Origin of the sequence: Sporomusa acidovorans, from assembly GCF_900101845.1 — a bacterium.
Lineage (GTDB): Bacteria > Bacillota > Negativicutes > Sporomusales > Sporomusaceae > Sporomusa > Sporomusa acidovorans.
Genome location: NZ_FNAM01000011.1, coordinates 17,617 through 30,436 on the forward strand (window position 1 = coordinate 17,617; position 12,820 = coordinate 30,436).

Here is a 12,820-nt window from a genome sequence, read left to right on the forward strand (position 1 = left end):
TTCATGTGTTGTATAGCTTGTTATCCGGCGGCTCATACCATAGGTTGCTTCCTGTAGTCGTGGACTTGACTAACTAAAAATAATACATAATTAAGTAAATACTCAATATAGTGTCATATGCGCCCTTTTATCTACCGTTTGCACCGAAGTACTTTTTCTATGTAATAGCCTACGATAAAACCGGCTGCTCCCATACCCAATCCCCAAAAGATGATTAATTGGTGGTGCCACAATGTACCAAATAACAAACCAAGATTTAACCCGATAAATGCACCAGCATTATTACTTCTTTGCTGTTTTGGCATACCACTAAACTCATGGTAAGTTTTAATCGCCACCGCATAATCATACGCTTGCCACATACTAAAAGACCAAATAGCAGGATAGAATAGTATCCATTGAAAGTCGATATTTTTAAGAGCTTGCTCAAAATCTCCATTAAAAACATAATAAATACATAAATTAAGCTTTGCCATATAATTAATTACAGTTTCAAGTATCAAGAGAGTTATTCCCATTATATAATCCCGATTATATAATTGCCCGAATCCTGGAAACATAGCTGACCATAAAAATGAAATCCAAGGTTTTGGGTACATACCGACCTGCTGTATTATATTTTTACGCACAATAATCACCGTAGTTAGTATTATACATAACTATAATAGTTATCCTTGACTCTCGAATAAACCTTCTACTAACACCTCCTACCTTAATAATTATAAGTAGATATCGGTATAATAAATGGTATCTGTATGTCGCTACCGAGGGGGGGATCACTTGAGAGAATTGCAACAACAAATTGCTGAAAACCATTCGATATACCTGCAATACACTTACAACCTCTGGGTACAGTATACTCTCTTTACTTGGAAGTGGTGGCTTTTATTATTTGTCTTAGTAGACACAAGTGTGTTACCTATAACATATATGTTAATTTATCAATACAATTCAAAGTGGTCTTCCTTCTTAATTGCTATCGTTATCATGTCAGCGTTTTTTAGTTTTATCGCCGAACCCTTTTTAGTATGGCTAGGTATCTATGAGTTGATAACCTGGAAACATTACTATAGCTTTCCGTTATATATTCTATATGGCGTTATTTTAAAGTTCATCGTAGATTTAACTAAGTCAATACAATCTAAAAATAGCAGTTGAGTTCTTCTAAGCTTAGTTCTAAACTCAAACAGTCCATTTATTTCCGTTTTTTTGATTGACCCAACAACTGGTATGTTAACAAATAAAACAAATAATGAATTGATTCTTCATCAGGTGCCTTAGATTCTCCTGTTACTACGATAATTGCTAACACAATCGAAGTTTCTATGGCAATAAATTCTTTAAGTACTTTTGCTTATGTACTAAATAAAGATAAAAAAACCGTTTCGATAAAAAATCAAGCCAAATATTAATAATAAAGTCTTTAATCTAACTTTTGATCCAACATGCAATTATTTCTACACCGCATCTGAAGAAACTTCTACTATTATCGGTTTTTCGATTAATAAAACCAATATTATTGAGAATGTAATTCTGGTCTATCGGTTATTTGACCAAAGATGTTCAAAGCACCGTTTATTGTCGGTGCTTTTTTATTACCAAAAATCTTCCAAGGAGGAATTCCAACATGAAAAAATATTATTTTAGTGAAATGAAAGAAGAATATCTTGATGAGGTGTTGCAAATTTATACTCACTATGTCTTAAATACTACGGCGACTTTTCACTCGCGGCCGTTGAAGCGGGAAGAAATGCGCGAAATCGTATTTTTCAATAACGAAAAATATAAGGCATTTGTAATTTGCGAAGAAACTGAGATTTGTGGGTATGTTCTCATAACTCAGCATAAAAAAAGAGAAGCATATGATGGAACTGCTGAGGTTACAGTATATTTAAAGCCGGCCTATATTGGCAAAGGTCTCGGTAGCATGGCTGTCAAATATATTGAAAAATATGCTAAAAAACAAGGTTTACATGTACTTGTAGCCACTATATGCGGCCAAAACGAGGAAAGCATCCGGTTATTTGAAAAAAATGGGTATAGTCAGTGTGCTCACTACAATGAGGTAGGACAAAAATTTGGGCTACTCCTTGATGTTGTTGCTTATCAAAAAATAATTTCCTGATAAGATATTCTTCTAAGAATCAAACCCGCCAAAATCATCTCCTCCACCGTCATAGTTGTCAAAGCTGGCGGAATCATTGGAGTCCTCAATCCGGTTTTATTTATCATCATCGTCAAAATAAGAATAATAGATTTCCATCAATTCCTCATAAAAGCCCCAGCCGATATCACTGCCGGCATCACCTTCCATATTATGGTTTTAGTACAAGCGTCATATCAAACCATTGCGCGCCACCGTGCGTTGACGCGGAAATTCCGTCATATGCATAGCCAAATGATTCATAGTAAGGAACCAATCTTTCCTTACATGTCAAAATGACTTTTCTTTTACCCGTATTTTTAGCTGTCTGGATAAAATGCTGCATAAGCTGAGCTGCAACCCCCTGCTTGCGGTATTCCGGAATTACGGTCAGCCCAAATACAGTTAAATTTTCGCCATTAGGTATATGATAGCTTGTACTATGGAACATTTCATCAAAAATCACCGGACTGTTGGTGACACAGCCATTAATAAACCCAATCAAACCTCTTTGTACTTCAGCGACAAAAAAGTACTCGGGAAAAGCCGCAATTCTCTCCTGGAATGATTCCCGCGTCGCCGCTTCGGCAGCCGGAAAACACACAGCCTCGACGGCAGTGACACGTTCCAAATCTTCGGGACAAACCCCTCTAACCGTTACTTCTTCCATAAACGTCTCCTTATTTCCATATAAAAATATATATTTATACATTACTGTCGTTATCAATCAAATAGACTGTCCTGCTTATAATGCGGCACCGGCTTTGATTTAACGGCATTCTCCCTGCTAAGTTGCCCGCCGGCTATATCGGCCACGAACGGTGACGGTGTCCGGGATGTCAAAAGAATAAGTTCGTCCCGGGCCCTTGTCATACCGACATAGAAAAGCCGCCTTTCTTCATCCGTGTCACAGCCGGCATTGCTGCTGCGCAAAGGGATCAGGCCGTCGTTTACGCCGCAAATGAACGTTACCGGAAATTCCAAGCCCTTGGCCGCATGCATGGTCATTAAGGTAACCGATTCCGGCGAATACACCTTACTGCCGCAGCGGACAATATCACTTTCCCGGCCGAGCGCGAGATTTTGCATAAAGGAGGACATTTTGCTATGGGTAAGCGCTGTATGTAAAAACAGCTCCATACACTGTACATCTGACAGGTGATTATCGCTGATCCAGGCAGCAATAATTTGCGAGGGCTTTTCCGTATGGATAATTGCTTTATATTTCTTCAGCATGTCTACGAAATTTCGAAGATCGTCCGTTTTATCGACCGGCCCCGGAATCTCTGCCAACAGCCTCTCAAGCGACGGGATGTTTTGTTTGCCGGCGGCATAACGGTTCAGAATGGCAAAATTGAATTCCGGTGAATTGATGGTTCTTGCTTTGAGACAGATTAGCAGGGAAGTGATATCCCTGGGGTTAAGCAAAAATTTAAAGAACGCCAGCGTCTCACGGACTAATCTTTCGGCGAGAAACTCATCCCTTCCGGCAACTACATAGGGAATCCCTTCTTTTTGGCAGCACTGTTCCAAAACCGCTGCCTGACGATTGGTGCGGTACAATACGGCAATATCGGCAAAGCCTCTTGGTTTTCCGGCCGCAGACTTGGCTCCGTGGGCTGCCGCCCGCGTCTGGGTATCAAGCATGTCGATACCGCCCACCAGCCGGTTAATTTCTTTGGCGACAAAAATTCCCTCGGAAAATTCATCATTGGTTTCCACCAGACGCACTTGGGTGCCGTTTTTTCTGGTGGCAGCAAGTGAATAAGTACCCTCTCCCGCCGTCTTTTTAGTGATTACCTCCCGGGCGGCAGCGATAACTTCCGGCGTTGAACGGTAATTCTGCGTCAGCCGAACGTTGCGGATAGTGGGGAACGCTTTCGTAAACTTGGCAAAATAACGAAAATCCGAACCACGGAAGCCGTAAATCGATTGGTCGGGATCACCAATAATAAAAATACTCTTGCTTTTCCTGCCCCATTCTTTGATCAGGCTGTATTGCAGTTCGTTGATATCCTGGAACTCATCCACAAGCAGGTGGGAGCAGAAATGTTCCGGACTTTCTCCGGGCATACCCCCGGTATTATCCTCAGCAAAGCGCTGAAGCACTTCGAGGAGGATGTCATCATAGTCCAGCACATTGTAGTTCTTAAGCTGCGAACAATATGCCTCGTACACCCTGGCCAAGGCCTCTGACTTTTTTTCATCACCCGCCGACGGTAAACTATTTTTTAGCAGCGAAAATTCCTTCAGGGCATCCCGGGCAGAAACCTTTACCTCTAAGTTTTTCACTATTTCTTCCATAATGGCAAGAGCGTTGTATTCATCAATGATTGTAATGTTGTCCTTGCCCCGCCATCGGGACAGCAGCCGCAGGCAGATAGCATGAAATGTGCCGATGGTCATAGCAGCGGCTGTCCGCTTGTTCCCGAAATGCTGTTCCAGTCGCTGACGCATCTCCTGCGCCGCTTTATTGGTAAACGTAACGGCGGTAATCTCTCCGGGCGGTATGCCGCACTGTTCCACCAGATAGGCAATACGGCATACCAGGGTTTTGGTCTTTCCGGTTCCCGGTCCGGCAATGACTGCAATTGCCGGCTCAGTGGCGGCAACGGCTTCCCACTGTTCCTGATTCAGTCCGTAGGGAAAGTCTGCGGCAACTTGTTTCGCAGCATTGCTATTTTCCGGCAAGCTGGCGGCCGCCAAGTTCCGTGCCAGCTCCGTTTCCCGATAGGGAGCCGCTGTGCCGGCAACCGGTTCCGGTATTGCCGGTTTTACGCGATCAATATTTGTAGCAGCGGGAACTGGATCATTCATGAGACAGAGTTGGCCGGAAATCTTATCTATTTCGCTTTTGTCCAGTACTTTTACTTTACCGTATTCACCGTCAAATCCGGGCTGTATATCGACCCGGCCGTCTCGCAACCTGCGGATGCCTTCGGCAATGCAGGGACCTGCGGCTAATTTAATATCCGTAAGCGGTGCCTCCCGAAGAATAAACAGCTCCGGGCCGAGATCCTGCAGCAGATGATCATATTTTCGCTTTACCTTCATACTGCTGGCAGTAGCGCCTATGGAGGAAGCGATGATCTCATACAGGGGAATAAGACTTTCAAAATGCTTGGCGCCCGGCGGGATAAAGCCTTCGGACCTGTCAGCCAGCGCCTCTACCCGATGCAGTACGCCGACGGTAATCTTGCCGCCACATACTGGGCAGATCCCGTCCGCCGCTTTTGTCGCGGCAGGCTGCCAACACACCTTGCAATGCCGATGCCCGTCGTAATGATATTTGCCTTCTTCCGGGAAAAACTCTATTGTACCGTAAAATTCTTTCGTACCGTGGTTTTTTAACGCCTGCAGCATACAAGGATACGAAATTTCCGTATCGAACAGGTTGGCTTCCCGGGCCAGGTTGGCCGGGGAATGGGCGTCCGAATTGGAAACCAGCGTAAAGTTATCCAGCGCGGAAAGCCGCCAATTCATGGGCGGATCCGAGGACAATCCCGTTTCGAGGGCGTAGATGCAGCCGGTAAGGTCGCCGAAACACTCCCGGATATCGTCAAAACCGGAATAAGCACCATAAAGGGAGAAATGCGGCGTCCAAATGTGGGCGGGAATAAAGATAGCCTCCGCACAGGTGTCAAGTACGATCTCCAATAAATCCCGGCTGTCAAGCCCCAGGATCGGCCTGCCGTCCGAGTGCAGATTGCCGCCGATGGCCTCCAGCCTGCGGGCTATCGCTGCCGCCGGTTCCAAGCCCGGCAGCAGAATCAGATTATGAACCTTGCGCACCCGGCCGTTCTTTTTGTATATGGAACTGATCTCGCCGGAGACGATAAATTGCGGCCTGCTAGCCGTTCCGGCAACGTTATCGGCCTGGCAAAACTCTGGTTTGAGGGTATAAAGTCCCTCTCCCGAAGGAACGAGTTTTTCCTCTAATTCCTCCCGCCAAGCCGCGTGTGTGAAATCCCCCGTACCAATAACGTGGAGTCCTTTGCGCAACGCCCAATAGGCAAGCATTTCCGGCACGCACTCCCGGCTGGTAGCCCTTGAGTATTTCGAATGTATATGAAAATCAGCGATAAACATCATAATACCTCCGTTTTCCTGGAATCCGGCAATCATGCAGAGCACCCGGAAGATCTTACCATTCTACATTCTCACCCACATGACAAAACTCCTGCCAAGCATGACGCTAGCAACTTCATTCATCGTCCTGATGCCATCCGGAGTAAAATTCGACGGCATAACCAAAATCCGAAGCCTTACTCAAAGACTTCGGATTTTTTATTTATTCCGCGATCAAGCTTTCGCCAACCTTGATTATTTTTTTACTTATCCAAACTTACCAAATCACATTTTTGTTTCAGTTTACATATTATGATATTGAATAAAAGAGAAGTTTAAATACCCCGCTGTAAAGAAATCCGGACTAATTGAAGATAATCGTTTTATGTTATGACCGTTGCAGTTGAGATTGGCGATATGCTTGGCGATATAGAAAACCCTCCGTAAGCGGAGGTAGCCCCGGTACCCAAAACACCGATATACTCCGCCCTGGCACCGCGGAGTATCCTGTATATGGCGTCCTCCTCACAGGCGGTAGTTTCTTCGGCCTGCCAGCGTCGGGTGGAGTGATGCGTTGGATCGTTGAACAAGGAATCGACGATGTACCGCTTGTACCCGCGGCGGTCATCTACGACCTCCCCTTCGCCAAGGGGTCCCCCCCGCCAAACGCGGCGCTGGCCTACGCCGCCTGCCAGGCTGCAAATGCGGGTCCCGTGCCAGAAGGAAATGTGGGTGCCGGAGCAGGAGCGACAGCGGGAAAAATCTACGGTAGGCCGATGAAGTCCGGACTGGGCACTGCCTCCCTTTGCATTCCTGGCGGTCCCGTGGTGGCAGCCTTGGCGGTAGTCAACCCCGTCGGAGACGTATGGTGCGGGGGGCGTATCGTCGTCGGAGCACTAAATCCTGACGGAACCTTTGTCAATCAGACCCGGGCGATGCTGGCTGGTGTGCCGTCACCGCACAGCCAGACCAGAAACACCACAATCGCCGTAGTGGCGACCACCGCGCTGCTGACCAAGGCAGAAGCCAACCGGGTGGCAGTACTCGCCGAAGACGGAATGGCCCGAGCCATCTCCCCCGATCACACTCAGTCGGATGGTGACACGATTTTCTGCCTCGCCCTGGGTTCAGACCCCAGTGATCTGTCGAGTGACGAACTCGTTACACTGGTGGGCACAGCCGCTGCAGCGGTACTGGAGGAAGCCATTATCCGGGGGGCATTGGCGGCACAATCTGGGATATATGCACCAAAGTAGAAGTTGAATCCGTGACAGTTGATCCTGCCAAAGGTTTCCGTTTCTGCGATCATTTCTCTTTTATTCATAAGTAAAATCTCTAACTTGAGTGCCTTTAATATACATCATCTTGGATGGTGTACACAGCTTTTAAGATAGTCTCAATAAGAATGACCTGAAATTTCAAATAAAACTTCAGGTCATTCTATTTATTTTGCATTCTGATGCGCCGTATCATTTTTCGCTTCGCTGCTGCGTTGAACTCAAATCAACACTTCGGACGGCAAAAAATCGATTTATTCTTCCCCCTTATCACGACAACTAACAAACCAATGAACATATTCCACCATTTGCTGTTTTAATCTCTGTTTGAGAATGATTCTAATCCGAGGAAGAAAAATCCTGTTACTTTTTGTCAAATAAAAAAATATTTCTTGTTTCCCACCTCGCGCCCCATGCCGCTTTGCTACATGGAAAAAAAACAAAAAGCCTCGAAGTCTATTAGAATAGACCTCAAGGCATTTCCCTTATAGTAGCGTCGCCCAATGACAGTTCCGCCTGCCAGTATTGAAATTCATATTCTGATTGGCGAAATCATTTCAGGTATGGAAAATCTTGAATAAGTAATGACTTCTATACGAACTATTTTTCTCCTCCAATTCGCGAATTGCCGTATCTTTAGATTACCCTTGCATAAGCAATTCGTTCAATTTCTGACACCTCTAACCGCCGCCCTAGCGGCTTTAAATATTGTTCCTGGTAAAATGACGCTCCCATATCTTCAACTAAATTAAGATTAAACTGTTGCAAAAAATCTTCTACCTGTAACGGATCGAGTCCAAAATGCCAGATTATTCCATATTTTTCAAGATATTTCACCAGCTCGTTCGCACCTTCAATGTCGGAGTTTTTTTCTACCACACTTTTTAAAATATACGTGAATACGACGATACTCCCTGGAGAACTCCGGGAAATGAAACGCAGGGTATTACTTACGGCTTCTTCGGTAATATACGGTGTAACCCCTTCCCAGATATAAACTACCGGTTTAGAAAAGTCCAATCCCTTTCCGGTAAAAACTTCATCCAGCGTTTGGATATTGAAGTCAATTGGAATGAACACCACATTGCCCGGCAATGAGCCGAGGTAGTTTTCAACTTTTTTCTTCTTATATTCCTGGATAGAAGGCATGTCCACTTCGAAAAACTTAATTTGGCCGCGGCCGGGTAGCCGATACGGCCGTGTATCGAGACCGGCGCCCAATATTACAACTTGTCCTATCCCATTTTCGATAGCCGCTTGCAGCGAATCGTCAATATATTTAGTCCGACAAATTTGTGAACCAAAAATGCCCTTAGTTTTGTTGTCACTGAATCTGATTATCCAATCTCTAATTATTTTAAACTTCATCAGGAATCGGATAGGCCAATTAAAAAAGTTTTTAATTACAGGATCTGTAAACAGTCTGATTTCTTTGTATTGATACTGTTCAATCAAGCGTGCTGCCGCAACATTAAAGGCGGTTTGCCCGTTTTTTTTATTTGCCATAGCATACTTTCCCTTCTACTCTTAGACTCCGGACTCTAAGTTATTTAGGGTTATTATTCCCCTGAATTAATATATAAAAATCTATAATGACCAATAAATGCCATGCTAGGCAACTACGCACCCAATATCAATTGCCAGGCGCCCTAAATGATTAGCTGCGGGTTAGGAAAACCACGGACACATAACCACAGGTGATTCCTCGTCCTGCAATGCATGTAAAAATTTTGGCCCGACATGCAAATTACTTGCAATCAGTTCGGGAGGAGTAACGGCCATCATTTTTCCGCCATTGCCGTGGTTTCGGAAATCGGCGTGAATATGGACGTGTTCCCGACATCCAAGCATTTGTGCTCTTGGGCAGGACTTACTCCTACTAACAATGAGAGTGCCGGCAAGAAAAAGTCAGTAAGAATTTCGAGAGTCGGCTGCTACATCAAGCCTCTTTTGGTACAGTGTGCTACCGCTATAGTCAAAAGCGAAAAACATCCCGAAATCCGAAACCGCTACTTGCAACTAAAGCGGCGTAGGGGCCACAAACGCGCAATCATTGCGATTAATTGTATAGAATACTCTAAAACCCCTTCGATTCTCCTCAAGAATTCCAACATTCTTTAAAATCTTTATGTGTTGAGACGCAGCAGGCTGGGAGATGCCAAGTTGCTGGGCCACATCAGAAACGCAAAAGACTTCATTAACATTCGTAGCAAAAAATGATGCCAACCTTTGTAAAAAGATTGACATCAGAAAACTTTTGTTTTTTTACTGTCTACTTGGACAGGGGGCGCTTCATATCAAGCTCCGGGGGATCTTTCTTTTATTTCGCATTCTGATGAACTGCGCCATTGACTTTTGCTTCTTCCGCTATTGCCTGCTCACCACGTTTAATTGCTTCTCTAACCATCGAGCCAACCTCACCGGTGGTTACATCCGACCAATCATGGTCTTCAACCTTCTCACCAAAACCAAGATCATGCGCTAATTTATATTTTGTTTCTTCCGACATAACTTTTCCCATATACAGCCACCTCCAGCTATAATTTTTGGAAACCTATGTATAGTATTTGCCGTTATGCCAAAAGCTATTCTGTTAAAAATGCTTATCCAAAGCGCACGAAAAATTGCTTTTGGGAATATTTAGCAAGTCTCAAAGTGGAATTGAGTCTGTGATTTGTTCCTGTTTTTAATCTTTTAAGCTAAAGATATGATCATGCCAAACCTGATAGCTATAAATTATTAAAGCAATGATAATATTAATTAGCCATAAGAACCATTCATTGATATTTACATACTGAAAAATTTTCATTCGTTCAAGAAAATGAAGTATCGGGAAAACCCATAACCCACCGATTGCGGTATTTAATAGCATGTATAACCAAAATCTTCTATAAGTAAAATGGAAAACCCAATATGTCCCTACTAAGAAAAGGCCATATGAGTAAGATATATTCGTTATGTAACCCCATGGGACAATACTATCAAGCGCTATCCACCATCGAAACGCATGGGCAATTTCATGGGTAATTGTTACTATTAATGCCGTTAGTATTATAGCAGGTGAAAAACGTTTAATGCTATCCTTCTTCATAAAGGGCAAGGTAAACCACGGAATTATTAACATAGACCACATTATTATTTGATTGTTCATGGGAAGCCCCCCTAGAAAGGTTATTCAGCTACATCTCACCCGTCATGGTCTTCGACCTTCTCACCAAAACCAAGGTCATGTGCCAGTTTATATTTTGTTTCCTCCGACATGATTTTGCCATAAAAATAATTAGGATGCCTATGTATAAGGTTCACCGTTTTGTCACAAGCTATTCATTTTTATTTTGCTATGAATCGTGTATAATAATACATGGATGGAACAAAATGGATATTTAAAACAGGAGGCAAAAACTTATGGATGATATTACATATTGGCTGTTGTTTCTTTCGGCTTCACTCGCTATTAATATTTCGCCTGGACCTGACTTGCTGTATATACTCTCCCGCACAATCGCCAGTGGCAAAAATGTCGGCATGGCTTGTTCACTTGGCGTCGGTACAGGAGCTTTAGTCCACGTAACGGCTGCCGCCTTGGGGCTGTCTGCTATCCTGGCAACTTCGGTTCTTGCCTTTTCGCTTGTCAAGTATGTAGGGGCTGCCTATTTGATTTACCTGGGCATCAAAAATTTTCGCAGCCACGGAAATACGCTGGAACTGCCTGCCGCAAATTTGCTGACCGTATCTTCCTGGGCCGCATTTAAACAGGAAATGCTTGTAGATATTCTCAATCCCAAAGCCGCCATCTTTTTTATGGCTTTCCTACCGCAATTTATTCGTCCGGAAATCGGGACTGTGCCGTTGCAGTTATTGGGGCTGGGCATTCTTGTTATTCTCATGGGTTTTGCCGTTGAGTTCTCTTTTATTTTCCTGGCTGCCAAGATTACCGGCTGTTTACGCAGACATCAAGCCATGAGTTCTTGGCTTGACCGTGCCTTTGGTTCCATTTTGATTGCCTTGGGGGTACGCTTGGCATTTGTAGAAAGAACATAACAAAATACATATAAATAAGGCCTGGACCACAGTACATGGTTCAGGCCTTATTTCTTATCCTGATTTCTTTGATCAACAAAGGAGCTACTTGGTTAATGCCTTTTTTATGGCTGCGCAGGCTTCTTCGATAGTTTCTTCGTCACGCACGTAACATAGGCGGACATAACCTTCACCGCCCTCGCCGAAGCAGCAGCCCGGCACAACGGCCACGCCGGCTTTTTCCAGTACAACCTTGGCAAATTCCCTGCTCGAAAGTCCGGTACCGGTAATATTGGGGAAAACATAAATGGCGCCTTTCGGTGTCGCACAAGTAATACCGGGGATTTCGTTCAATCTTTTCACCATCAGATCCCGCAATTTTTTATAGCGACTTACGCGCTCTGCCATCAATTCTTTTGGTGTATTCAGGGCCGCTATACCGGCATATTGAATGAAAGGCGGCACGCAGGTATAGACAGTCTCAAACATTTGACCCATTTTGGCAATCAAATCACTGGGGCCAATCGCATATCCCAACCGGAAGCCGGACATGGAGTGTCCCTTGGAAAATCCGCTTAAAATGATGGTCCGTTCCCGGCATTGATCAACCACAGCCGGTGAATAGTGCTGGCAGTCATAGATGTTTTCTGCATAAATTTCATCACTTAATAGATAAATATCCTTTTCTTTGGCAATTTCTGCTACCCGCAGCATTTCAGCCTCTGTCATTACCCCGCCGGTCGGGTTCTGAGGCGACGTAATAATTGCCAGTCTGGTTTTGTCCGTAATCCGTGCTAACAGATCTTCGGGGTTAAGCCTGAAATCATTTTTCTCCAGAACGGGAACCTTAACAGCCTTCATTCCCAAATAACTGGCAACCGCAATATATACGGCAAACCCCGGATCGGAGAAAACAACTTCTTCACCCGGGTTGACTACGCTGCGCATAACAAAGTCAATCACACTATTAGCCGGCATAATGGCAACCTGCGACACATCAGGCCTAAATCCCAGCTTCCGTTTGGTGTAGTCGCAGATGGCCTCTCTTAAGGGTAAAATGCCCAATGAGTCAACATACTTGGTATGTCCTTCATCCAGAGCCTTTTTAACTGCATCCACAATGTGAGGATACGCATCGATAGCTGAATCCCCCACTTCAAAGCGGTATACTTTTTTCCCGGCAGCTTCCAGCGCGCAAACAGTGGTTAAAATCTCCAGCATTGGCTGACCTAATAAGCCTTCGGTAAGTTTTGAATAACCTTTCATATAATAAACGCACTCCTATACCTAAAGATTTGCAATAACATATACA

At 44.3% G+C, this 12,820-nt stretch carries 12 protein-coding genes and 1 pseudogene; 4 read left to right on the forward strand and 9 right to left on the reverse strand.

Translation table 11 applies throughout. The features are described from left to right. Positions 1-131: 131 nt before the first annotated feature. Positions 132-638 carry a hypothetical protein gene (locus tag BLR65_RS09565; RefSeq protein WP_176772719.1) on the reverse strand — a complete coding sequence of 169 codons (507 nt, stop codon included), beginning with the start codon at positions 636-638 and terminating at the stop codon, positions 132-134. A gap of 989 nt (positions 639-1,627) precedes the next feature. Between BLR65_RS09565 and BLR65_RS09575 the strand changes: the two genes are divergently transcribed. Continuing rightward, positions 1,628-2,125, forward strand: a complete 498-nt coding sequence (locus tag BLR65_RS09575) for a GNAT family N-acetyltransferase (protein ID WP_093793976.1) — start codon at positions 1,628-1,630, stop codon at positions 2,123-2,125. A gap of 190 nt (positions 2,126-2,315) precedes the next feature. On the opposite strand, the gene BLR65_RS09580 is transcribed toward BLR65_RS09575, so the two are convergent. Continuing rightward, positions 2,316-2,813 (reverse strand): GNAT family N-acetyltransferase, encoded by a 498-nt coding sequence (locus tag BLR65_RS09580; RefSeq protein WP_093793977.1) that lies wholly within the window; start codon positions 2,811-2,813, stop codon positions 2,316-2,318. A gap of 53 nt (positions 2,814-2,866) precedes the next feature. Beyond that, complete coding sequence (locus BLR65_RS09585; protein ID WP_245692659.1) at positions 2,867-6,268, reverse strand: UvrD-helicase domain-containing protein; 3,402 nt, start codon at positions 6,266-6,268, stop codon at positions 2,867-2,869. Positions 6,269-6,666: 398 nt separating this feature from the next. Here BLR65_RS09585 and BLR65_RS09590 point away from each other — a divergent pair. After that, positions 6,667-7,467 (forward strand): annotated as a pseudogene (locus BLR65_RS09590) (P1 family peptidase); the annotation flags it as partial. A 657-nt stretch (positions 7,468-8,124) separates the two neighbouring features. Here BLR65_RS09590 and BLR65_RS09595 read toward each other — a convergent pair. Further along, the gene (locus tag BLR65_RS09595) at positions 8,125-8,994 is read right to left on the reverse strand and encodes a class I SAM-dependent methyltransferase (protein WP_093793978.1); all 870 of its coding nucleotides are present in this window, start codon (positions 8,992-8,994) and stop codon (positions 8,125-8,127) included. A gap of 162 nt (positions 8,995-9,156) precedes the next feature. After that, entirely contained in the window at positions 9,157-9,339 is a 183-nt protein-coding gene (locus tag BLR65_RS29680; RefSeq protein ID WP_169716984.1) for a hypothetical protein, read from the reverse strand. On the opposite strand from BLR65_RS29680, the gene BLR65_RS31600 reads away from it, so the two are divergent. Continuing rightward, positions 9,313-9,609, forward strand: a complete 297-nt coding sequence (locus BLR65_RS31600; protein ID WP_342741378.1) for a transposase — start codon at positions 9,313-9,315, stop codon at positions 9,607-9,609. The two genes, BLR65_RS29680 and BLR65_RS31600, sit on opposite strands and share 27 nt — an antisense overlap. Here the strand turns inward: BLR65_RS31600 and BLR65_RS31755 are convergent. From BLR65_RS31755 to BLR65_RS09615, 3 genes are all read right to left on the reverse strand, one after another. Continuing rightward, a complete protein-coding gene (locus BLR65_RS31755; RefSeq protein ID WP_093793979.1) occupies positions 9,508-9,735 on the reverse strand; it encodes an ArsR/SmtB family transcription factor in 228 nt (75 codons plus the stop codon). The two genes, BLR65_RS31600 and BLR65_RS31755, sit on opposite strands and share 102 nt — an antisense overlap. A 73-nt stretch (positions 9,736-9,808) precedes the next feature. Then, positions 9,809-10,009: a small, acid-soluble spore protein, alpha/beta type gene (locus BLR65_RS09610; protein ID WP_093793980.1), complete on the reverse strand. Its 201-nt coding sequence runs from the start codon at positions 10,007-10,009 to the stop codon at positions 9,809-9,811. A gap of 165 nt (positions 10,010-10,174) precedes the next feature. After that, complete coding sequence (locus BLR65_RS09615; protein ID WP_093793981.1) at positions 10,175-10,639, reverse strand: hypothetical protein; 465 nt, start codon at positions 10,637-10,639, stop codon at positions 10,175-10,177. Between the two features lie 254 nt (positions 10,640-10,893). On the opposite strand from BLR65_RS09615, the gene BLR65_RS09625 reads away from it, so the two are divergent. Next, complete coding sequence (locus tag BLR65_RS09625; protein WP_093793982.1) at positions 10,894-11,529, forward strand: LysE family translocator; 636 nt, start codon at positions 10,894-10,896, stop codon at positions 11,527-11,529. A gap of 84 nt (positions 11,530-11,613) precedes the next feature. On the opposite strand, the gene BLR65_RS09630 is transcribed toward BLR65_RS09625, so the two are convergent. Further along, positions 11,614-12,774, reverse strand: coding sequence for a pyridoxal phosphate-dependent aminotransferase (locus BLR65_RS09630; RefSeq protein ID WP_093793983.1), 1,161 nt, complete (start codon positions 12,772-12,774; stop codon positions 11,614-11,616). Between the last annotated feature and the right edge of the window lie 46 nt (positions 12,775-12,820).

Coding starts and splice junctions, on each gene's coding strand:
- BLR65_RS09610 (WP_093793980.1), bottom strand. CDS start 10,009: ATGGGAAAAGTTATGTCGGAAGAAACAAAATATAAATTAGCGCATGAT.
- BLR65_RS31600 (WP_342741378.1), top strand. CDS start 9,313: ATGGACGTGTTCCCGACATCCAAGCATTTGTGCTCTTGGGCAGGACTT.
- BLR65_RS09580 (WP_093793977.1), bottom strand. CDS start 2,813: ATGGAAGAAGTAACGGTTAGAGGGGTTTGTCCCGAAGATTTGGAACGT.
- BLR65_RS31755 (WP_093793979.1), bottom strand. CDS start 9,735: ATGTCAATCTTTTTACAAAGGTTGGCATCATTTTTTGCTACGAATGTT.
- BLR65_RS29680 (WP_169716984.1), bottom strand. CDS start 9,339: ATGCTTGGATGTCGGGAACACGTCCATATTCACGCCGATTTCCGAAAC.
- BLR65_RS09585 (WP_245692659.1), bottom strand. CDS start 6,268: ATGATTGCCGGATTCCAGGAAAACGGAGGTATTATGATGTTTATCGCT.
- BLR65_RS09575 (WP_093793976.1), top strand. CDS start 1,628: ATGAAAAAATATTATTTTAGTGAAATGAAAGAAGAATATCTTGATGAG.
- BLR65_RS09625 (WP_093793982.1), top strand. CDS start 10,894: ATGGATGATATTACATATTGGCTGTTGTTTCTTTCGGCTTCACTCGCT.
- BLR65_RS09595 (WP_093793978.1), bottom strand. CDS start 8,994: ATGGCAAATAAAAAAAACGGGCAAACCGCCTTTAATGTTGCGGCAGCA.
- BLR65_RS09630 (WP_093793983.1), bottom strand. CDS start 12,774: ATGAAAGGTTATTCAAAACTTACCGAAGGCTTATTAGGTCAGCCAATG.
- BLR65_RS09615 (WP_093793981.1), bottom strand. CDS start 10,639: ATGAACAATCAAATAATAATGTGGTCTATGTTAATAATTCCGTGGTTT.